The sequence below is a fragment of the Aeromicrobium erythreum genome (assembly GCF_001509405.1).
In the GTDB taxonomy this organism is placed as follows: Bacteria; Actinomycetota; Actinomycetes; order Propionibacteriales; family Nocardioidaceae; genus Aeromicrobium; species Aeromicrobium erythreum.
This window is the reverse complement of record NZ_CP011502.1, coordinates 965795-984721: the sequence shown is the minus strand read 5'-3', so window position 1 is coordinate 984721 and position 18927 is coordinate 965795. Positions and strand designations below refer to the sequence as shown.

The window sequence follows — 18927 nt, the reverse complement described above, 5'->3', positions numbered from 1 at the left end:
CAGCCCGTCCACCCTGCGGGAGGACGGCGCTGACGTCAAACAGCCGGGGTGTGCCGAGGCCAGGAGCCGCCGAACGCGCGGTCGGTGTTCTCATCGATCGCCCGGCACAGGTCGTCGACGGATCGGCCCAGGAACTCGGCCATGAAACGCACCGTGTACGGCACGAGGAACGACGCGTTCGGCCGTCCACGGTGCGGCGTCGGTGTGAGGAAGGGCGCATCGGTCTCGACGAGGATCCGGTCGGTCGGCGTGACGGCCAGCGCCTCGCGCAGCGGCTCGGCGTTCTTGAACGTGACCGTCCCGGAGAACGAGAGGTAGGCGCCACGGTCGAGGCAGCGTCGGGCGACGTCGGCGTCGCCGGAGAAGCAGTGCATGACGGTGCGCTCGGGGACGCCCTGGTCGTCGAGGATCGCCAGGACGTCGTCGTGCGCGTCGCGGTCGTGGATGACGAGGGTGCGGTCGTGACGTCGGGCCACGTCGATGTGCGCCCGGAACGAGCGGTGCTGCGCGGCACGTCCGTCGACGCCGGTGCGGAAGTAGTCGAGACCGGTCTCCCCCACCGCCCGGACGGTGGGGTCCTGCGCGAGGGCCTCGATCTCGGCGAGCGCGGCGTCGAGCGTGCCCGCCTGCTCCAGGAGCGGCGCCTCGTTGGGGTGCAGGGCGACGGCCGCGACGATCGCCTCGTGCTGGCGCGCCGTCTCGACCGCCCAGCGCGACCCCTCGAGGTCGCAGCCGACCTGCACGATCCGGTCGACGTTCACGGCCGCGGCCCGGTCGAGGGCGTCCTCGACGTCGATCAGCAGGCCGCCCTTGATCCTGTGGTCGAGGTGGCAGTGGTTGTCGACCACGGGCGACGGGAGCGGCTCGGGCGCGTCGGGCCAGGGCCAGTCGGCCTCGCTCACGCGTCGTCCTCGAGGCGCGGGAACAGGCTGGGCACCTTCGTGACCACCGAGCCCTCCGGCAGACGTCCCCACTGCGCGACGGTCCCGATCGGCTGGTCGGCAAGCGCACCGAGCGCAGGCTCGGCACCCAGCGACTCCCACAGCGACGCGGTGGCGCGCGGCATCACCGGGTGCAGCAGCACCGCGAGCACACGCAGACCCTCGGCCGCGGTCACGAGGATGGTGGCGAGCCGCTCCCGCTGCGCCGCCTCGTCCGCCTGCTTCGCCACCTGCCACGGCGCCTGCTCGGTGAGGTAGCCGTTGAGGGCCTCGACGATCCGCCAGACCTGCGCCAGCGCGTCCTGCGGCGCGATCCGGTCGATCGCCCGGTCGGCCTCGACCGAGGCCTCCGCGACGAGCGCGACGAGCGCCTCCTCGGCGGCCGTGTGCTCACCGGCGGCCGGCAGCGTGCCGTCGAAGTACTTGCCGATCATGGCCGCCACCCGCGACGCCAGGTTGCCGAACCCGTTGGCGAGCTCGGCGTGGTAGCGGGCGCGCATGTCCTCCCACGAGATCGAGCCGTCGGAACCGAACGTGAGCGCGCGCGAGAAGTAGTAGCGGTAGGCGTCGGAACCGAACACCTCGACGATCTCGTCGGGGCGGATGCCGTTGGCCTTGCTCTTGCTCATCTTCTGCCCGCCCACCAGCAGCCAGCCGTGCGCGAACACGCGGTGCGGTACGGGACGTCCGGCGGCCATCAGCATCGCCGGCCAGATGACGGCGTGGAAGCGCGCGATGTCCTTGCCGACGAGGTGCACGTCGGCGGGCCACAGCTCGCCGAAGCGCTCGTCGTCGACGCCGTAGCCGGCGGCGGTGACGTAGTTGAGCAGCGCCTCGATCCACACGTACATGACGTGCGAGGGGTCCCACGGGACCTGGATGCCCCAGTCGAACGTGGAGCGGCTGATCGAGAGGTCCTTCAGGCCGCGCCGCACGAAGGAGACGACCTCGTTGCGCGCCGACTCGGGCTGGATGAAGTCGGGGTTCGTCTCGTAGAGCTCGAGCAGCCGGTCGGCGTACTTGCTGAGCGGGAAGAAGTAGTTCTCCTCCGTCACGTGCTCGACGCGCGACCCGTCGAGCGACGAGACCTTGTGCCCCTCGTCGTCGCCCTCGCCGTCGACGACGTCGTCCTCGGCCACGAACTCCTCCGAGCCGACCGAGTACCAGCCGCTGAACTCGCCCTTGTAGACCTCGCCGCGGTCGTACAGGTCCTGCCAGAACGCCTGGGCGCTCTTCTCGTGTCGCTCCTCGCTCGTGCGGATGAAGTCGTCGTTGGCGATGTCGAGCAGCTCCAGCAGCGGCTTCCACTCCGTCTCGACCAGCCGGTCGGTCCACTCCTGCGGGGTGGCGCCGTTCTGCTGCGCCTTGCGCAGCACCTTCAGGCCGTGCTCGTCGGTGCCCGTGAGGTACCAGACGTCCTCGCCGCGCTGACGGTGCCAGCGGGTCAGGACGTCGCCGATGACCGTCGTGTAGCCGTGGCCGATGTGCGGGGCGTCGTTGACGTAGTAGATCGGCGTGGTGACGTAGTAGGACACACCACGATCCTAGTGACCCGGTGGGACGCCCTCAGCGGGCGTGCGCGGCGTCGTAGACGACCCGCTTGCGCACGCCGGTGTCGGCGGCGACCTGGGCGACCGCGTCCTTGCGGCTGAGTCCCGTCGCCTCGGCGTCGGCCACGAGGGCGCGGAGCGCGTCGGTGTCGAGGTCGGCGACGACGGGGACGTGGCCGGCGACGACCAGGGTCACCTCGCCGCGCACCCCGTGCTCCTGCGCGTCGGCCCAGGCGACGAGCTCGGCGAGGCTGCCGCGGGCGACCTCCTCGTACGTCTTCGTCAGCTCGCGGCACACGGCGGCGGCACGGTCGGCCCCGAGCGCGGCGGCGAGCGCGGCGAGGGTCGCGCGGGTGCGGTGCGGCGACTCGAAGAAGACCATCGTGCGCTGCTCGGTGGCGAGCGCCGCGAAGGCACGGTCGCGCTCGCCCGCCTTGCGGGCCGGGAACCCCTCGAAGCAGAACCGGTCGACCGGCAGGCCGCTGACGGCGAGCGCCGTGAGGACGGCCGACGGTCCGGGGATGGCGCGCACGTCGACGTCGGCCTCCAGCGCCGCGGCCACGAGCCGGTAGCCGGGGTCGGACACGCTCGGCATCCCCGCGTCGGTGACGAGCAGGACGTCGAGCCCGGCCAGGAGGTGCTCGACGAGCTCGGGCGTCCGCTCCCGCTCGTTGCCCTCGAAGTAGGACACGACACGTCCGCCGACCTGGGCCCCCAGGTCGCCCGCGAGCCGCCGCAGCCGCCGCGTGTCCTCTGCGGCCACCACGTCGGCCGCCCCGAGCGCCGCCACCAGCCTCGGCGACGCGTCGTCGGGCCGACCGATGGGCGTCGCAGCGAGGATCAGCACCCCCTCATCCTCCCACCCGCACGCTGCTCCCCCTATCGGTGGATGAGCAACCCCAGACCCGCCCGTCGGCCCGGGCGGTGGTCCAGCAACCGCAGGACGCCGCCTGCGGTTGCTGGACCACCGATGCGCAGCGTCGGCGTCACGCCGCACAGCGTCCACAGCCCGGCCGAGAGGGCGAGGTCGAGCGAGTGCTCGTCCACAGCGTCATGCGACGCCCTCCCGTCGCTGCACTCCGCACGGTGTCCTGGACGTCATGGGAACACCCCGCCCCCTCCCCGAGGCGCTGCGGAAGGCGCCGTTCAGCCGCCAGCAGGCCCTCGACCTCGGCCTCACGTCCCGTCAGCTCCAGCACGAGCGGTTCGAGCGACTCTTCCCGGCCGTCTTCCGTTGTCGCAGTCACCAGATGTCAGCACGCGACTGGGTCCAGGCGGCCCGACTCACGCTCCCGCCCGACACGGCGGCCAGCCACCAGACGAGGTTCGTCGAGCTGGGGGTCGAGGTCGGGCCTCTCTTCCCCCTGCACTTCACGATCGGCCGTGACCTCCACCTTGCTGCCGATCGCGACCGGTTGTTCCTGCACCGCACGCTGGTCATGCCGAGCGTCGACGGCGGCGGGGTCAGCGTGGCGGCGGCGCTGGTGGGAGCAGCCAGTCTGCTGCGGCGCCTCGACGTCGTGAGCCTGGCCGACTGGGCGCTGCACCGAGGTCACGTGGCTCTCGGGGAGCTGCGGCACGTCGTGGAAGCCGAGCCGTGGCGCCCAGGAGCCGCGCAGCTCAAGGCAGCGCTCGCGCTCGTCGACCCGCGGGCCCGGAGCCTGCCGGAGAGCCAGCTGCGCTGCCTGCTCGTGGCCGCCGGGCTGCCGCGGCCGGAGACGAACGCCGACGTCCACGACTCCTCGGGCCGCTTCCTGGCCTGCGGCGACCTCGTGTACCAGTGGCTGCGGCTCCTCCTGGAGTACGAGGGACGTCAACATGCCGCGGACCCGTACCAGTTCAACCGCGACATCCATCGGTACGCGGGTCTGCGGGACGAGGCCTGGCGCTACCTCCAGGTCACGGCGGCGATGCTGGGCGCACCGGTGACGCTCGTGCGCGCGGTGCACCGCGTCATGGTGCAGCAGGGGTACGACGGACCAGCCCCGTCCTTCTCGCGGTCGGCCTGGCTCGAGCTCTTCGACACTCCCGACGACTGGCGCCACGACCGACGACGGCAGGGTCGGGCCGCGTCCTGACCCTGGCCCCGCCCGGCCGCCCCAGTCTCGGTGCCACAAGTACCGGCACCTCAGCGTCGGTGCCTCAGCAACCGCAGCAGCGCTCGTGCGGTTGCTCGTACACCGTCACGATCCCGACACCCCTCAGATGTTGCTGAGCCACCGATGGGGGGCGCGGGTGACAGGATGTGCCCGTGGAGGCACGGGATCGGGTGGTGGGCTGGCTGGGACCGGCGGCGGTGGCGCTGCTGGCGCTCGGGCTGCGGGTGTGGCACCTGGGTCGGCCGAACCTGCTCGTCTTCGACGAGACGTACTACGCCAAGGACGCCTACTCCCTGCTGCAGCACGGCTACGTCCAGGACTTCGTGTCCGACGCGAACGAGAAGATCGTCGACGGCGTCCTGACCGGGCTGACGAACGGCCAGCCGGCCTACATCGCGCACCCGGACGGCGGGAAGTGGCTGATCGCGGTCGGCGAGGCGATCTTCGGCATGAACTCCTTCGGCTGGCGGATCAGCGCCGCGGTCGTCGGCGCGCTCACGGTCCTGGTGCTGGCCCGCCTGGTGCTGCGGCTCACCGGGTCCGTGTGGGTGGGGTGCCTCGCGGGACTCCTGCTCTGCCTCGACGGGTTGCACTTCGTCATGTCGCGGACGGCGCTGCTCGACGTCTTCCTGACGTTCTGGGTCGTCGCGGGGGTGGCCTGTCTCGTCGCCGACCGCGACGCCGTGCGCGAGCGGCTGGGCACCTACGTCCGCTGGCGGCCGTGGCAGCTGGCCGCCGGCGTGTGCTTCGGCATGGCCGTGGGCACCAAGTGGAGCGGGCTCTACGTCCTCGCGGCGTTCGGCGTGGTGGTCGTCGTGTGGGAGGTGCTGGCCCGCCGCACCTACGCCCGGATGCACGCCGCGCACGGCGCGAGCGACGCGGACGTGTCGACGGTGCCGCGGTTCGGCTGGGTCCGCACGACCCTCGCGACGGGCCTGCCCGCGTTCGGCTACCTCGTGCTCGTCGCCCTGGTCGTGTACCTGCTCACCTGGACCGGGTTCCTGCTGCACCAGGAGGCGTACGCCGTCCGGTACGGGCTCGGCGACCCGTCGTGGGGGTCGTACGTCAGCTCACCGACGCCGGGCTTCCTCGGCGGGGTGCTCGACGCGTTCCGCTCCCTGTGGCACTTCCACGTCATGGTCTTCGACTTCCACACCGGCTCCTACCTCGCGGGCAAGACCCACCCGTACGCGTCGAACCCGGCCGGCTGGCTGCTGCTCGAGCGGCCCGTCGCGTTCGACGCGCAGTTCAAGCTCCCGGCCACCGCGTGTGGGGCCCCCGAGGGCTCGACGTGCATCCGCGAGGTCACCGCGCTCGGCAACCCGGCGGTGTGGTGGCCGGCCGCCGTCGCCGTCGTGGCCGCGGTGGTCGCCTGGATCCGCACCCGCGACGGTCGCTGGGCGGTGCCGGTCGTCGGCGTCGCGGCGGGCTGGCTGCCCTGGTTCGGCAGCACCGACCGACCGATCTTCAGCTTCTACGCCGTGCTCGTGGTGCCGTTCATGATCGTGGCGCTGTGCCTGCTCGTCGACGAGGCCCGACACTGGGCCGACACCGCCCAGCGACGCTACGCGGTCGGCCTCGGCGTCGGACTGCTGGTCGTCGCCGTCGTCGCGTGCTTCTGGTACTTCCTGCCGATCTGGACCGACCGGACCATCCCCTACGACGCGTGGCTCGACCGGATGTGGTTCCGCCGCTGGATCTGAGGCCTGCGCCCCGTCCCGCGATCAGCGCGCGGCGGCGCGGGTCGCGGTCTGACCCTCGAGCGCGAGGCCGAGGATCCACGCGATCTCCTGCGCGGCGACGGCCGCAGGCTTCGACGGTCGCGTGATCGAGGAGAGCACGAGCCGCACCACCGCCTCGACGGCCACGACGAGCTCAGCGTCGTCGAACGGCAGCGGCGCGAACCGGTCCAGCAGCTCCTGCCGCACGACGAGCGACGCGGCCTCGACGATCTCGCCCGACTCGGTGGTGAGGACGCTGAGCAGGTCGCCGTCCTGCTCCGACGGCACCGACGTGACGATCGTGCGGACGAGCAGGCTGCGCTCCCCGAGCTCGAGCGCGCCCTCGCACGCCGACCGGACGGCCTCGACCACGTCGTCCGCGGCTCGCAGCCGGTCCCGCACGACGGCGAGGAACCGGTCGAGCTCGCGCAGGGCGAGCGCCTGGGCGAGCGCGTGCTTGGTGCCCAGCTCGTTGTGCACCGTCTGACGGCTCACCCCGGCGAGGCGCGCGATGCGCGCCATCGTGACGGCCGTCCACCCGTCGTCCTCCACCACGTGCTGGGCGGCGTCGAGCAGGCGTTCGCGGGTCGAGGGCACACCCGCACGGTACGCCCCCGCGCCCAGCGCCAGGTCGGTCATGTCGCCTGCAGCGCGGCGGCCAGGTCGTCGGTCGTGTCCAGGGCGGACACGTCGGGACGGGCCTTCGCACCGATGGCCTGACGAGCCACCCGCACCTCGGCGGGCCGGCCGATCGAGACGGCGCCGCGCAGGACCCCGTCGTCGAGCAGGAACGCGGTGAAGTCGCGCGCCTCGAGCGAGCCGCGCACGACGAGCTCGTGGGCCGCCGCGAGCCATCCGGTCACCTGCAGCGTGTGGCCGTACTGGTCGGACCAGCACCACGGGACCTCGTCGAAGGCCGCGTCCTGGCCGGCGACGTTGCGGCCGACGGCCGTGCCGTGGTTCTGCGCGCCCTGCCAGTGCTCGACCCGTTCGGGACCGCCGCGCAGCACGCTGGGGCGCAGCACGACGTCGCCCGCCGCGTAGACGTCGGGGGCGCTCGTGCGGCCATGGTCGTCGACGACCACGGCTCCGCGCTCGACGGCGAGGCCTGCGGCGGCGGCGAGCTCGCCGTTCGGCGCCATCCCGACGGCCACGACGACCACGGGCGCGGACCAGCGCCGACCGTCCGCCGCCTCGACGACCGTCTCGCCGTCGTCGCCGGCGACGATCGCGGTGACCTCGACGCCGAGCTGGAGGTCCGTGCCGTGCGTGGTGTGCAGCTCGGCGCACAGCGCACCGAGGTCGGGCGGCAGGAGGTGCTGCAGCGGCGACGCGGCCGCCTCGAGGAGGGTCACCTCGGCGCCGAGCTCCCGCGCGCTGGCGGCGATCTCGGACCCGATGAGCCCCGCCCCGACGACCACGAGCCGGCCGCCGGGACGCAGCGCCTCGAGCACGCCGTCGACGTCGGCCAGGTCGCGGAGGGTCCGGACGCCGGGCGCGTCGGGTGCGGTGATCGCCTCGAGCGTCCGGGCCCGACCTCCGGTGGCCAGCACCAGGCTGCCGTAGTCGAGCTCCTCCCCCGACGCCAGCGTGACGCGGTGCGCCTCGACGTCGATGGCAGCGACCCGCTCGCCCGTGCGCAGGTGCACCCGCTGCGCCTCGTACCAGTCCGCCTTGCGGATCCGGATGTCGTCGGCGCCCTTCTCCCCGCGCACGACCTCCTTCGACACCGGCGGGCGGCGGTAGGGCAGCTCGGGCTCCTCGCCCAGGAGCACGACCTCGCCCTCGAAGCCGGCGAGCCGCGCGGCACCGACGACGCTCACGCCAGCGATGCCCGCACCGACGACGACCAGCCGGTCGGTGTCACGACCCACGCCTCAACCCACCTGCGTCATCGTGAAGTCGGCCTTGGCCGCACCGCAGTCGGGGCAGGTCCAGTCGTCGGGGATGTCCTCCCAGCGGGTGCCGGGCGGGAATCCTTCCTCCTCCCAGCCCTGCGCCTCGTCGTAGATGAACCCGCACTGCTGACACTCCCAGACCTTCACTGCTGCGCTCCCTGCTCCGCCTGCCGGGCCTGGGCGGCCCGGGTCTCGGCACTGATGATGTCGCCATCCTGGTCGTTGTGCGTGAACTCCGCCTCCGGCACGAAGTCGACCTGCTCACGCACGCCGCAGTCGGGGCAGGTCCAGTCGGGGTCGACGTCGGAGAACGCCGTGCCGGCGGGCCAGCCCTCGCGCGGGTCGCCGACGGCCTCGTCGTAGACGTACTCGCAGTTGGGGCAGATGAACCGCGCCATCAGGCCACCGCCTCGTGCGTGCCGCGGCGACGGTCGCCGTAGCGGGCGCGGTAGGTCTCGGCCATCCGCGGGTGCAGGTTGGCACGCTCGACGTCGCCGTCGTAGTGCGCCAACACCCGCTCGTCCATGACCTTGCGCCAGACCGCGGGAATCCAGGTGGCGACGATCATGCCGGCGTAGCCGGTGGGCAGCACCGGCGCCTCCTTGAAGTCGCGCAGGGCCTGGTAGCGACGCGTCGGGTTCGCGTGGTGGTCGCTGTGGCGCTGCAGGTGGTAGAGCAGCACGTTGGTGCCGATGTTGTTGCTGTTCCAGCTGTGCGAGGGGTTGACGCGCTCGTACCGGCCCGACTCGAGCTTCTGGCGCTTCATGCCGTAGTGCTCGAGGAAGTTGACCGACTCGAGCAGCCAGATGCCGAGCACGGCCTGCACGAGCAGGTAGGGCAGCAGCTGCCAGCCGAAGGCGGCGAGGGCGAAGCCCCAGAGCAGCACGCTGAACATCCAGGCGTTGACGAGGTCGTTCTTGAGACTGAGCGGGCTCTTGCCGAGGCGTCCGAAGCGCTTCTTCTCCAGCTCCCACGCGCTGCGCAGGCTGCCGACGACGGTGCGCGGCATGAACTCCCAGACGTTCTCGCCGAGCCGGCTGCTCGCGGGGTCCTCGGGCGTGGCGACACGGACGTGGTGGCCGCGGTTGTGCTCGATGTAGAAGTGGCCGTAGAAGGTCTGGGCCAGGGCGACGCGGGCGAACCAGCGCTCGTGCTCCTCCTTCTTGTGGCCGAGCTCGTGCGCGGTGTTGATGCCGATGCCGGCGACCATGCCCATGCCGGTGGCGAGGCCGAGCTTGTCGTACCAGGTGAGCGGGTCGGTGATCCCGGGAAGCACGCTGGCCGAGAACGGGTCCCAGCCGAAGATCGTGCCGTCGCCGAGCAGGAAGCAGCCCCACAGGAAGCCGGCGAGCTGCAGCGGGATGAACGCGTACGTGACCCAGCGGTAGTAGCGGTCCTCCTCGAGGGACTCGATGAGCTCGTCCGGCGGGTTGTTCGGGTCGAGCCCGGCGACGAGGTCGACCAGCGGGACCACGACGAACAGGAAGAACGGTCCGAAGTACCACCACACGTGCCAGCCGGTGGCGGCGACGGCGCCCCAGATGACGAGCGGGATCAGGGGGACGATCGCCCCGATGAGCCACAGGTAGCGCTTCTTGTCGGTCCACTCGACGGTGCGTCCGTCGACCGTGGTCGAGAGCGTCATGGGTACCTCCTGGTGCCGGTCACGCTGCGGCGGGGTGCGGCGTGGATCACTTGACAGGACGGTACCGACTGTCAAGTGACTTGACAACCCCTCGAGGAGTGTCAAGTGAGCGGTGTCACGTCGACACAGGGGCGAGCCGCCCCCGATTGGGAGATCGGGGACGGCCCGCTGAGGGCCCCGGACCGGGGCAACAGGGAAACCGCGGTCCGGGGTGCCTGGGGACCGGACGAGCCGGTGTCTTCGGTTGTGGTCGGGTGCGGCGTCAGTTGATGGCGTAGGCGTAGACGATGGCAGGACCCATGACGATCGCGAACAGCACGGGCAGGATGCAGGTCATCAGGGGAATGAGGATCTTCACCGGCACCTGCTGAGCCCTGGCCTCCGCCCGACGGCGGCGGCTGAGCCGCATCTCCTGCGCCTGGCTGCGGACGACGGACGCCACGGAGACGCCGAACTCCTCGGCCTGCACGACGGCCTTGCAGAACGTCCTGAGCTCGTCGACCGACGTGCGCTCGGCGAGGGCCAGGTAGGCCTCCCTTCGCGCCATGCCCAGGCTCATGTCCTGCATGAGCCGCGACGCCTCCTCGGCGAGCGGGCCGGTCCCCCGCTCCGCCGCCTTCGACAGCGCCGCCTCGAACCCGACGCCTGCCTCGAGCGAGATGACGATCTGGTCGAGCATGTCCGGCAGCCGCTTCTGGATCTCGGCCTGTCGTTTGGTGGCCTGGTTGTAGACCAGCAGGTCCGGGACCATGTAGCAGAAGCCGATGATGCCGAGGGCGACGAGCGGCATGAGCGGGTTGCTGGTCTTGCTCACGAGCAGCGCGCCGAAGAGCAGGCCGAGGACCGCGGTCGCCGGCTTCATCAGCACCACGCGTTCGCGCGTCCACCCCTCGGGGTGACCCGCCAGCACCAGGTTCCGCTCGAGACGGCGCAGGGTCGAGCTGGGCGTGAACCGCTCCCAGAGGTCCGCACGGGTGCGGTCGACCTTCACCACGCCGGTGTCGGAAGCCGCCTCGGCCGCCGCCGACAGGCTGCGGGCGCGCTTGCGCACCCCGCCCCCGCCAGGCGTGGCGACGGCTCCGGTGCCCATGAGGAGGAGCAGGAGGGAGCAGACGAGCAGGAAGGCTGCGAGCATCACCATGTCAGAACTCGATCCGGACGATGGAACGCATCCAGAACCCACCGAGCACGTACATCAGCCCGCACACCACCATGATCACCTTGCCGATGAACACGTCCACGAAGACGCCCATCTGGGTCGACGCGACCATCGAGTAGTAGATCCCGACACCCACGGGGAGCCCCATGAGGATGTAGGCGGAGAGCCGGCCCTCGGCCGACAGCGCCATCACCTGCTCACGCACGTGGTGCCGCTCGCGGATGGTCTCGGCCACTTGGTCGAGGATCTCGTTGAGGTTGCCGCCGGTCTCGCGCTGGGACTCGATGGCCTGCGCGATCCACCGGAAGTCCTCGGACTGCATGCGGTCGGCCACGTCCTCCATCGCGTCCACCAGGTCGCGCCCGATGCGGTACTCGTTGACGACCCGCGACAGCTCCTCCGACATCGGCGCCTCTGCGTCGTGGGAGGCCGCGTCCATCGCACGCGGCAGGCTCTGGCCCGCGCGCAGCGACGACGCCATCATCTGCAGCAGCGGCGCCAGCTGGCTGGCGAACCGCTTGCGCCGCCGCGCGACCTTGACGCGGACGCCGACCTTGGCCGCGACCGGGACCAGCAGCGACAGCAGGAAGGCCGCGACGACCGGCAGCTGCAGGATCACGAGCCCGAAGAAGGTGGCCCCTCCCAGCACGAGCACGGTCACGACCAGCGAGGCGACCGAGCGGCGCACACCGGCGAGTTCGAGCTCCTCGGCCGAGAACGGCCGCCAGCCGCGTCGGCTCAGCAGCTTCTCGACGGCCTCGACGGCCCCATCGTTGGCCCGGCGCAACAGCGGCTTCTGCTCCACCACCGCATAGGCGGCCACCCGCCCACGCGTCCCGCGCGTCTCCGGCACTCCGACGACCGCGAGGTAGGCGCACACGAGCGACCCGATCACCAGCACCGCACCGATCACCAGCATCGCGCTCACCCCACCCGTCCCTGGCGCACCAGGTTGTCCAGGTCGAACGCGATGCCGTGGTCGGCGAACCGCTCGCTGAACCGCGGCCGGATGCCGGTCGGCACCGCGTTGCCGCGGAACCGTCCGTGCTCGTCCACGCCGGCGGCGAAGTCGAAGGTGAAGATGTCCTGCAGCACGACCGTGTCGCCCTCCAGGCCCATCACCTCGGTCACGTTCACGACACGGCGCGACCCGTCGCGGAGCCGCTGGATCTGCACGATCAGGTCGACCGCGCTGGCCGCCTGCTCGCGGATGGCACGCAGCGGCAGGTCCATGCCGGCCATCAGCACGAGCGTCTCCAGACGTGACATCGCGTCGCGCGGGGAGTTGGCGTGCAGGGTCGACAGCGAGCCGTCGTGGCCCGTGTTCATGGCCTGCAGCATGTCGAGGGCCTCACCGCCACGACACTCGCCGACCACGATGCGGTCGGGCCGCATGCGCAGCGAGTTGCGCACGAGGTCGCGGATGGTCACCTCGCCCTGGCCCTCGATGTTCGCCGGCCGGGCCTCCATGCGCACCACGTGCGGCTGCTGCAGGTTGAGCTCGACGGCGTCCTCGATGGTGACGATCCGCTCGCCGGCCGGGATGAAGCGGCTCAGCACGTTGAGCAGCGTCGTCTTTCCGGTACCGGTACCGCCGCTGACCAGGATGTTCAGCTTCGCCTGCACGCAGGCCTGCAGGAGGTGGGCCATCTGCTCGGTCATGCTGCCGAAGCCGATGAGGTCGGTGACCGTGAACGGGTCCTTGCTGAACTTGCGGATGGTGAGCGACGAGCCGTCGACCGCCAGCGGCGGGATCACGGCGTTCACGCGGGAGCCGTCGGCGAGCCGGGCGTCCACGAGCGGCGACGACTCGTCGATGCGACGGCCGACCTTGCTGACGATGCGCTCGATGACGCGACGCAGGTGGTCCTCGGAAGCGAAGCGCGCCGTCACTTGGGTGAGTCGACCGCGCCGCTCCACGTACACCTGGTCGAAGCGGTTCACCATGATCTCGGTGATGCTCTCGTCCTCGAGCATCCGCTCCAGCGGGCCCAGCCCCAGAGCGTCGTCCTCGACGTCGCGCACGAGTCGACGGCGCTCGTCGGACGTGAGCAGCAGCTGCTGGTCGCCCTCGATCACCGACGTCAGCTCCTCGCGCACGAAAGCGTGCAGCTGGTCCTCGGTGAGGCTCGGGTCGTTGATGCGTGCGCCGATGCGCCCCATGAGGGCGTCGGACGCACGCGCCTTCATCGACGCGTAGGCATCGCCCAACGCGCCCGAGCCGTCGACGTCCTCCAGCTCCTCGGTCTCGACGACGGCGCTGGTGAACGTGCTGGCCTCGCGCGCACTGGCAAGTCGGTCGCTCAACCGCATGTCAGGCCACCTCCAGCCGCTTGTGGCCCGGCTTGGCCTCGGCGGCCCGGGCCCGGTCGTAGACCTTCTTGGCCAGGGCCTTCACCGACTTCACGAACGGGTTCGACCGGCTGCTGACGACCAGCGGGACGCCCTTGTTGGACGCGACCGGCACCTCCTTCGCGCGCGGCATGACGACGTCGACCGGGAGGCCGAGCATGGCCTCGACGTCCTTGACCTTGAGCCCGGACTGCTTGTCCGCGAAGTTCAGCACCACGTGACGCGACGCCGGCAGGATCGCCAGCTCGCTCAGCAGCTCGACCTCCTTGCGCACGCTGCGCAGGCAGGCGATGTCCATCGTGCTCACGAGCACCGCGTCGTCACTCGCCTCGAGCGCCCCGAGCGTCGCCTCGTCGAGCCCTGCGGCGGTGTCGACGACCACGTAGCGGAACTGCTCCTGCAGCTGGCGCACGAGCGCGGTGACCTGCTCGGCGGTCACGTGGTCGTTTGCGGCAGGCGACTCCGCACCGCACAGCACGAAGAACCCGGCGGTGTGCACCGTCAGGTACGTCTTGAGCAGCAGGTTGTCGCGCGCACCCGGGCCGAACGCGTCCTCGAGGGTGTGGCTCGGGCGCAGGTCGAGCACCGTCGACACGTCACCGAACTGCAGGTCGAGATCGACCAGCACGACCTCCATCGGCGACTGCTGCGCCAGCGCGACCGCCAGGTTGGTGGCGATGCTGGTCTTGCCGACCCCGCCCTTCGGCGAGAGCACGGTGAGCGTGCGCGAGCGGAAGTCGACCGGCGCCGCGGGCCTGGCGAGCTTGAGCGGGTCGCTCGTCGTGGCCGGCGTGCGAGCGTCGAGCCGTGCTCGCAGACCTGCGAGCAGGTTGGGGTCGTCGATGCTCGGCGCGACGTCGCGGATGCCGGAGCGCATCGCCTCGAGCATGACCTCCTTCTCGGTCGCCGCGACGAGCACGAGGTCGACGTCGGGTCGCACGGCGGCCACCTCGCGCGCCAGGGCCATGGAGGCCTGCAGGGGCACCGCGGCGGTGAGGATCATGGCGTCCGGGATCACCGTCGGGTCGAGCCCGCGCAGGAAGCTGGAGGAGTCGCCCTGCATGGCGTCCGCCCCGAGCGCCACGCACTGGTGGCCGATGGTGCCCTCGACCCGACCGGCGAGCTCGTCGTCGCCGCCGACGATCAGCACGAGGCTCATGGCGCCACCACCTGGCTGTCGATCGTCCGGCCTCCGCCGGTGTCGGTGTCGGTGGTCTGCTTCGTCAGCCAGACCTTGCCGAACTCCATCGCGTTGACGATCTTCTCGGCGTCGAGCGTCCGGACGGCGACGGTGACGGTGGCGTTGGAGGCCACCTGCGCGTCGCCGACGCCCGCAGCGACCGCGAGCACACGGACCCGGTTGACCGCTACCGCGGTGCGCCCCTCGTAGCTGGCCATGACGCCCACGAGGTCGCCCGGGGCCAGCGCACCTCCGACGATGCGCTGGCTCTCGAGCTGGACGGCGAGCTCCTGCATGCCCTTCGGGACCGAGGTCTCGCCCTTGACGTCGTCGGGCGAGGCGAACTTGGCCGCCGTGAGCTGGTCGCCCGGCACGAGCACGCCCTGGGTGACCTCGCCCTCGACGTCCGACAGGTCGGTGAGTGCTCCAGGCACCACCGCCGCCTTCGGCAGGTCGACGGTCTCGACGCTCTTCGCGAGCTCGCTCGCCGGCGTCTTGGTCGCCACCTCCCGGGTGACCCGCAGCACCGTGGTGCGCTCGGTGCCCTCGAAGGCGCGGTCGTCGGCGCCCTGCGCGTAGACGACGAGCGCGGCGAAGCCGAGCACCGCCAGCAGCACCGCAGCGCCGATGGCCAGTCGTTGCTTGTTCACGACAATCTCCCTGTTCCCGTGAAGCGTGCGTCCCATGACCCCGGGACGCGGGGGCGGTGGGGATCACGACAGGACGCCCCGAGATGCTGCTGCACCCCGTCGCGGGACGGTCCCTCACCCTGTTGCCTGATGTGCCGCCCTCCGGGCTCCCTCTCCGGTGGGCGGCGGGGACGGTCCGAAAGTCTCAGATCTTTCGAACCGTCCGTGGTGTGCCGGGGCGGCGGCGCGAGCCCGAGCTCGCGCCGCCGCGTCTTCCGGACTCAGCCCAGCGCGGGCAGGTTGCCGCTGATCTTCGTGAAGGCCGCGTTGATCTGGCCGCCGAGCGTGACGACGATGGTGACGATCACAGCGGCGATCAGGGCGACGAGCAGGCCGTACTCGACGGCGGTCGCGCCCTTCTCGTCGCGACGGTTCTGCGCGGTCGCGAAGTAGGCCAGGATGGTCGACAGTGCGTACATGACATAACTCCCTCAGATGTTTCGAGCCCCGGTTCCCCGATTGCTCCGTCACCCCTGTTGGTGACGCTCCCTGAGAAAAAAGTTAAGTCCGAAAGTCCTGTTTGTCATGCGAGTTACGGGCCATCTTTTGTTAGTCCGGTCGGACTATGGCGTTCGTCACATGCATGGTGTGGCGCAGGTCTCAGAACGGGGGCACGCGCTCGAACAGCTCGAGCACGTCCTGGCCGAAGATGCCCACGGTCGCAGCGATCACCGCGGCGATGAACACCGCCAGCAACGCGTACTCCACCGCGGTCGCGCCGCGCTCGTCATGGGTCATCGTGCCCTCCTCCGGACATCGTCACCGTAGGCGAACTAGTCCGGCAAGGGTGACCAAACCCGCGAGAAAGTGCTCTCAGACGCCCCGGTCGGGGACCTTGGACAGGGCCACGAGCACGAGCTGGGTCTGCGACACGCAGGTCTGCAGCACGACGTCTGCACTTGGGCGCAGGTCGCGCACGAACACGTCGCGACGCTGGTGCCGGTCGACGACGTCGACCCGGTAGAGACCGGCGTCGACACCGGGGCCGTCCAGCTCGACGACGTCACCGCGGTCGAGCTCCGGGATCCAGGCCGCCCCGCCGCAGTAGTCGTGCTCCGAGACCAGCAGCGGACGGCCCTCCTCCTGCACGTCGATCGCCACCGGGCCGCGGCACGCGTCCAGCGGCGCCTTGAAGGTGGCGAGCGTCGCCGCCGCCGACATCGTCCGCCGCACGTCCGGACGAGGGGCCGGCGAGGGTGACGCCGGCGCGGCCTCCAGCCTCGGCAGCGTCGCGGCGGAGAACGACTCGCCGCCGCCCGGCTGCTCGGGGCTGGTACATCCCGCGACGAGCGCGGCCGTCGCCGTGGCAGCTGCCACGGCGGCAACGCTGGCGCAGGCACGGACGGACATGCGTCGATCGTAGGCGGACCGGGCGCCGGGCGGCACCCGCCGGCGGCACGTCGACGCATGACCTCGCACGAGCCGGGTACTCGACCAGCACGGGCTCGTCCCCCTGGCGGGCCGCGAACGGTGCGGGCCCGTCCCCCTGGCGGGTCCGCACCCTCATGTCTGGAGGTCCTCGTGCCATCACCCCGTCTCCGGTGGGTCCTGGGCGTGTCCGCGACCCTGGCGCTCGCCGTCGCCGGCCTCGCCGGCTCCGCCGTCGTCCGCTACGGCCCGCTGACACAGCCTTGGGGCTACCTGTTCCTCACCCTCGCCGTCCTCGGCACGGTGGGCACGACGCTGCTGTTCGTCATGCGCGCGCACGGCATCGACGACTGAGGCGGTCGCCTGCACGTCCCGGCCCCGCCGGGGTACTCACCCCGCGACCCCGACCGAGGAGAACGCCATGGACGACCAGCCCGACGACGACTGGAGCGGAAGCACCCGTCGACCCTGGTACAACCCCCCGATGCGAACGGGCGGCTCGGAGACCGGCGTCGGCGCCTGGCGCTGGGCCGTGCTGGGCATCGCCGTGCTCGTCGTGGCGGCGATCGTCGTGATCGTGCTGGTCGACCAGGACGTGCTCCCCCGCGCCTGGGCCTACGCGGTGCTGCCGGTCGCGATCATCGCCGCGGCCGCCTCGCGTGTCGTCACGACCCTGAAGGCGAAGGCCGCGACGGACCGCCGCACCTCACGCGACCCCGACGGACCCGACGTCGACGAGCCGTAGGGCGCGCGTCACGGCGCGGGACGGGGCGCCGACGCGGGACCGAGGCCGCGTGTCGCCGGACCCTCCACGAGCGCCCCGTCGGGCTCGAACCGCGACCCGTGCAGGGGGCAGTCCCACGTCTGCTCGACGTCGTTCCAGCGCACCACGCCGCCCAGGTGCGGGCAGACGCCGGAGACCGAGCGGACGCACCCGTCCACCGTCGAGGTGGCCACCGGCGGCCGGCCCCGCGTGACGACGCCCTGGCTCTCCCCCGGCACCTCGCTCGGGCGTGCGAGGGCGCCGAGCCAGCCCGACGCGAGGTGCCCGCCGACCGCGGCGTTCCACTGGGCCAGCGACGTCATCGAGCGCGGTCCCGTGAGCCGACCGGGCGGCACGAGCGGGAGCCGACGGCCCTGCGCGACCGCCGCGGCGACCGCTCGCGCACCTGCCACCCCGGCCAGGAGGCCCCATCCTCCGAGACCCGTGACGACGTGGACCGGGGCCCGTCCTGGGGCCCGTCCGGCGATGGGCACCTCGTCGGGCGTCAGGTAGTCCTGTGCCGACCAGGCGGCGACCTCGGCGCCGACGTCGAGGTGCTCGCGGGCCCACTGGCGCACCGCCTCGAGGTGACGCCCTGCGGGTCCGGAGCGGCCCACCACGTGGCCGTGGCCCCCGACGAGCGCGAGCGGCGCCCGACCCGGTCGCGGCACCCCTCGAACCGTCCACGACGGCGACCCGACCGACACCGCCATCGGCAGCGCCTCCTCGCTCGTCTCGAAGGCGACGACGTACGAGCGGTGCGGCTTGACCGTCGCGAAGGCGGCCGTCCGGTCGAGCACGGGGATGCCGGTGGCGACGAGCACGTGAGCGGCCCTCAGCTCCTCACCGCCCTCGAGCGTGACGCAGGGGCTCGCGCCGCCGCTGACCTGACGGACGCGACGCCCGAGCCGGACGTCGACCCCCGCGGCGACGGCCTCGGCGCCGAGCGCCGCCACGTACGCGAGCGCGTCGACCTGCGGCTGGTCGTCCAGCACCACGGCTCCGTAGCCGGGCAGGCCAGCAGGTACCTCACGCTGCCAGCGCGTGGGAAGTCCTGCGCGCCGGGCGGCCGCGTCCTCGGCTCGCGTGTCGGACGTCCGGTCGCCGTCCGACGCCCAGGTGACCGCAGGGCGGTGCTGCACGTCGACGTCCCAGTGGTCGAGCAGCTGCTCGACCCACGTCTGCGCCTCCCGGCAGGCCTCGACGTACCGCGCGCTCGTCGCCGGCCCGTGGTGGGTCTCGATCGTCGAGAGACGCGTGCCCTGGAGCAGGCTGAGCTTGCCCGTCGACCGTCCGGACGTGCCGGCGCCCAACGTCGGGTGCGCCTCGACGAGCACCACCCGCCGTCCGTGGCGCGCGAGCTCGACGGCCGCGCTCAGGCCGACGACACCGCCACCGATGACGATGTCGTCGACGATGCCGCCGAGGGTGGTCCGTGTCGTCGGTGCGAGGCTCGCCTCGGTGTGCCAGCTCGTCCGTGCCGTCATGCCTGCTCCGTCCGTCGGGTGTCGCGACCCTCCTCGTACCCGGCGAGGTCCGTGGCATGCAGGCGGACGACGTGG

21 protein-coding genes are annotated in these 18927 nt (G+C 71.8%); 4 read left to right on the top strand and 17 right to left on the bottom strand.

The annotated features are described in order from the left end of the window. Positions 1–35 precede the first annotated feature (35 nt). The 3 genes from Aeryth_RS04720 to rsmI are packed head-to-tail and all read right to left on the bottom strand — an operon-like array spanning position 36 to position 3338. The gene (locus Aeryth_RS04720) at positions 36–902 is read right to left on the bottom strand and encodes a TatD family hydrolase (protein ID WP_067855321.1); all 867 of its coding nucleotides are present in this window, start codon (positions 900–902) and stop codon (positions 36–38) included. Next, complete coding sequence (gene metG / locus Aeryth_RS04715; RefSeq protein ID WP_067855318.1) at positions 899–2476, bottom strand: methionine--tRNA ligase; 1578 nt, start codon at positions 2474–2476, stop codon at positions 899–901. Before metG ends, Aeryth_RS04720 begins: the two co-directional genes overlap by 4 nt. Positions 2477–2507: 31 nt before the next feature. Next, positions 2508–3338, bottom strand: a complete 831-nt coding sequence (rsmI, locus tag Aeryth_RS04710; protein WP_067855315.1) for a 16S rRNA (cytidine(1402)-2'-O)-methyltransferase — start codon at positions 3336–3338, stop codon at positions 2508–2510. A gap of 253 nt (positions 3339–3591) precedes the next feature. Between rsmI and Aeryth_RS04705 the strand changes: the two genes are divergently transcribed. Together Aeryth_RS04705 and Aeryth_RS04700 are read left to right on the top strand one after the other, a co-directional pair. Next, complete coding sequence (locus Aeryth_RS04705) at positions 3592–4569, top strand: hypothetical protein (RefSeq protein WP_067855311.1); 978 nt, start codon at positions 3592–3594, stop codon at positions 4567–4569. 173 nt (positions 4570–4742) lie between these two features. Further along, entirely contained in the window at positions 4743–6293 is a 1551-nt protein-coding gene (locus tag Aeryth_RS04700; RefSeq protein ID WP_158509176.1) for a dolichyl-phosphate-mannose--protein mannosyltransferase, read from the top strand. Positions 6294–6314: 21 nt separating this feature from the next. Here Aeryth_RS04700 and Aeryth_RS04695 read toward each other — a convergent pair whose 3' ends face one another. From Aeryth_RS04695 to Aeryth_RS17600, 13 genes are all read right to left on the bottom strand, one after another. Then, positions 6315–6908 carry a TetR/AcrR family transcriptional regulator gene (locus tag Aeryth_RS04695; protein ID WP_158509175.1) on the bottom strand — a complete coding sequence of 198 codons (594 nt, stop codon included), beginning with the start codon at positions 6906–6908 and terminating at the stop codon, positions 6315–6317. Between the two features lie 38 nt (positions 6909–6946). Beyond that, complete coding sequence (locus Aeryth_RS04690; protein WP_083516259.1) at positions 6947–8185, bottom strand: NAD(P)/FAD-dependent oxidoreductase; 1239 nt, start codon at positions 8183–8185, stop codon at positions 6947–6949. A gap of 3 nt (positions 8186–8188) precedes the next feature. Next, entirely contained in the window at positions 8189–8356 is a 168-nt protein-coding gene (locus Aeryth_RS04685; RefSeq protein ID WP_067855302.1) for a rubredoxin, read from the bottom strand. Next, positions 8353–8607, bottom strand: a complete 255-nt coding sequence (locus Aeryth_RS18500) for a rubredoxin (protein WP_067855299.1) — start codon at positions 8605–8607, stop codon at positions 8353–8355. The genes Aeryth_RS04685 and Aeryth_RS18500 overlap by 4 nt, the downstream gene beginning before the upstream one ends. Beyond that, the gene (locus tag Aeryth_RS04675; RefSeq protein ID WP_067855296.1) at positions 8607–9854 is read right to left on the bottom strand and encodes an alkane 1-monooxygenase; all 1248 of its coding nucleotides are present in this window, start codon (positions 9852–9854) and stop codon (positions 8607–8609) included. Before Aeryth_RS04675 ends, Aeryth_RS18500 begins: the two co-directional genes overlap by 1 nt. 262 nt (positions 9855–10116) lie before the next feature. Continuing rightward, positions 10117–10995: a type II secretion system F family protein gene (locus Aeryth_RS04670; RefSeq protein WP_067855293.1), complete on the bottom strand. Its 879-nt coding sequence runs from the start codon at positions 10993–10995 to the stop codon at positions 10117–10119. Position 10996: 1 nt separating this feature from the next. Next, positions 10997–11932: a type II secretion system F family protein gene (locus tag Aeryth_RS04665; protein WP_236749867.1), complete on the bottom strand. Its 936-nt coding sequence runs from the start codon at positions 11930–11932 to the stop codon at positions 10997–10999. A 5-nt stretch (positions 11933–11937) separates the two neighbouring features. After that, a complete protein-coding gene (locus Aeryth_RS04660) occupies positions 11938–13326 on the bottom strand; it encodes a TadA family conjugal transfer-associated ATPase (protein ID WP_067855287.1) in 1389 nt (462 codons plus the stop codon). A 1-nt stretch (position 13327) separates the two neighbouring features. Beyond that, a complete protein-coding gene (locus tag Aeryth_RS04655; protein ID WP_067855285.1) occupies positions 13328–14524 on the bottom strand; it encodes a CpaE/TadZ family protein in 1197 nt (398 codons plus the stop codon). Beyond that, positions 14521–15195: a Flp pilus assembly protein CpaB gene (gene cpaB / locus Aeryth_RS04650; protein WP_158509174.1), complete on the bottom strand. Its 675-nt coding sequence runs from the start codon at positions 15193–15195 to the stop codon at positions 14521–14523. The genes Aeryth_RS04655 and cpaB overlap by 4 nt, the downstream gene beginning before the upstream one ends. A gap of 260 nt (positions 15196–15455) precedes the next feature. Continuing rightward, positions 15456–15653, bottom strand: a complete 198-nt coding sequence (locus tag Aeryth_RS04645) for a Flp family type IVb pilin (RefSeq protein ID WP_067855281.1) — start codon at positions 15651–15653, stop codon at positions 15456–15458. A gap of 181 nt (positions 15654–15834) precedes the next feature. Further along, positions 15835–15972 carry a Flp family type IVb pilin gene (locus Aeryth_RS17285; RefSeq protein ID WP_083516257.1) on the bottom strand — a complete coding sequence of 46 codons (138 nt, stop codon included), beginning with the start codon at positions 15970–15972 and terminating at the stop codon, positions 15835–15837. A 75-nt stretch (positions 15973–16047) separates the two neighbouring features. After that, on the bottom strand, positions 16048–16584 hold the full coding sequence (locus Aeryth_RS17600) for a hypothetical protein (protein WP_144433665.1): 537 nt from the start codon (positions 16582–16584) through the stop codon (positions 16048–16050). A gap of 204 nt (positions 16585–16788) precedes the next feature. Between Aeryth_RS17600 and Aeryth_RS17840 the strand changes: the two genes are divergently transcribed. Both Aeryth_RS17840 and Aeryth_RS04630 read left to right on the top strand, forming a co-directional pair. Beyond that, entirely contained in the window at positions 16789–16956 is a 168-nt protein-coding gene (locus Aeryth_RS17840) for a hypothetical protein (RefSeq protein WP_158509173.1), read from the top strand. 67 nt (positions 16957–17023) lie between these two features. Next, positions 17024–17347 (top strand): hypothetical protein, encoded by a 324-nt coding sequence (locus tag Aeryth_RS04630; RefSeq protein ID WP_067855273.1) that lies wholly within the window; start codon positions 17024–17026, stop codon positions 17345–17347. A gap of 8 nt (positions 17348–17355) precedes the next feature. Here the strand turns inward: Aeryth_RS04630 and Aeryth_RS04625 are convergent, their stop codons facing one another. After that, positions 17356–18852 (bottom strand): FAD-dependent oxidoreductase, encoded by a 1497-nt coding sequence (locus tag Aeryth_RS04625; protein ID WP_067855270.1) that lies wholly within the window; start codon positions 18850–18852, stop codon positions 17356–17358. Positions 18853–18927: the final 75 nt, after the last annotated feature.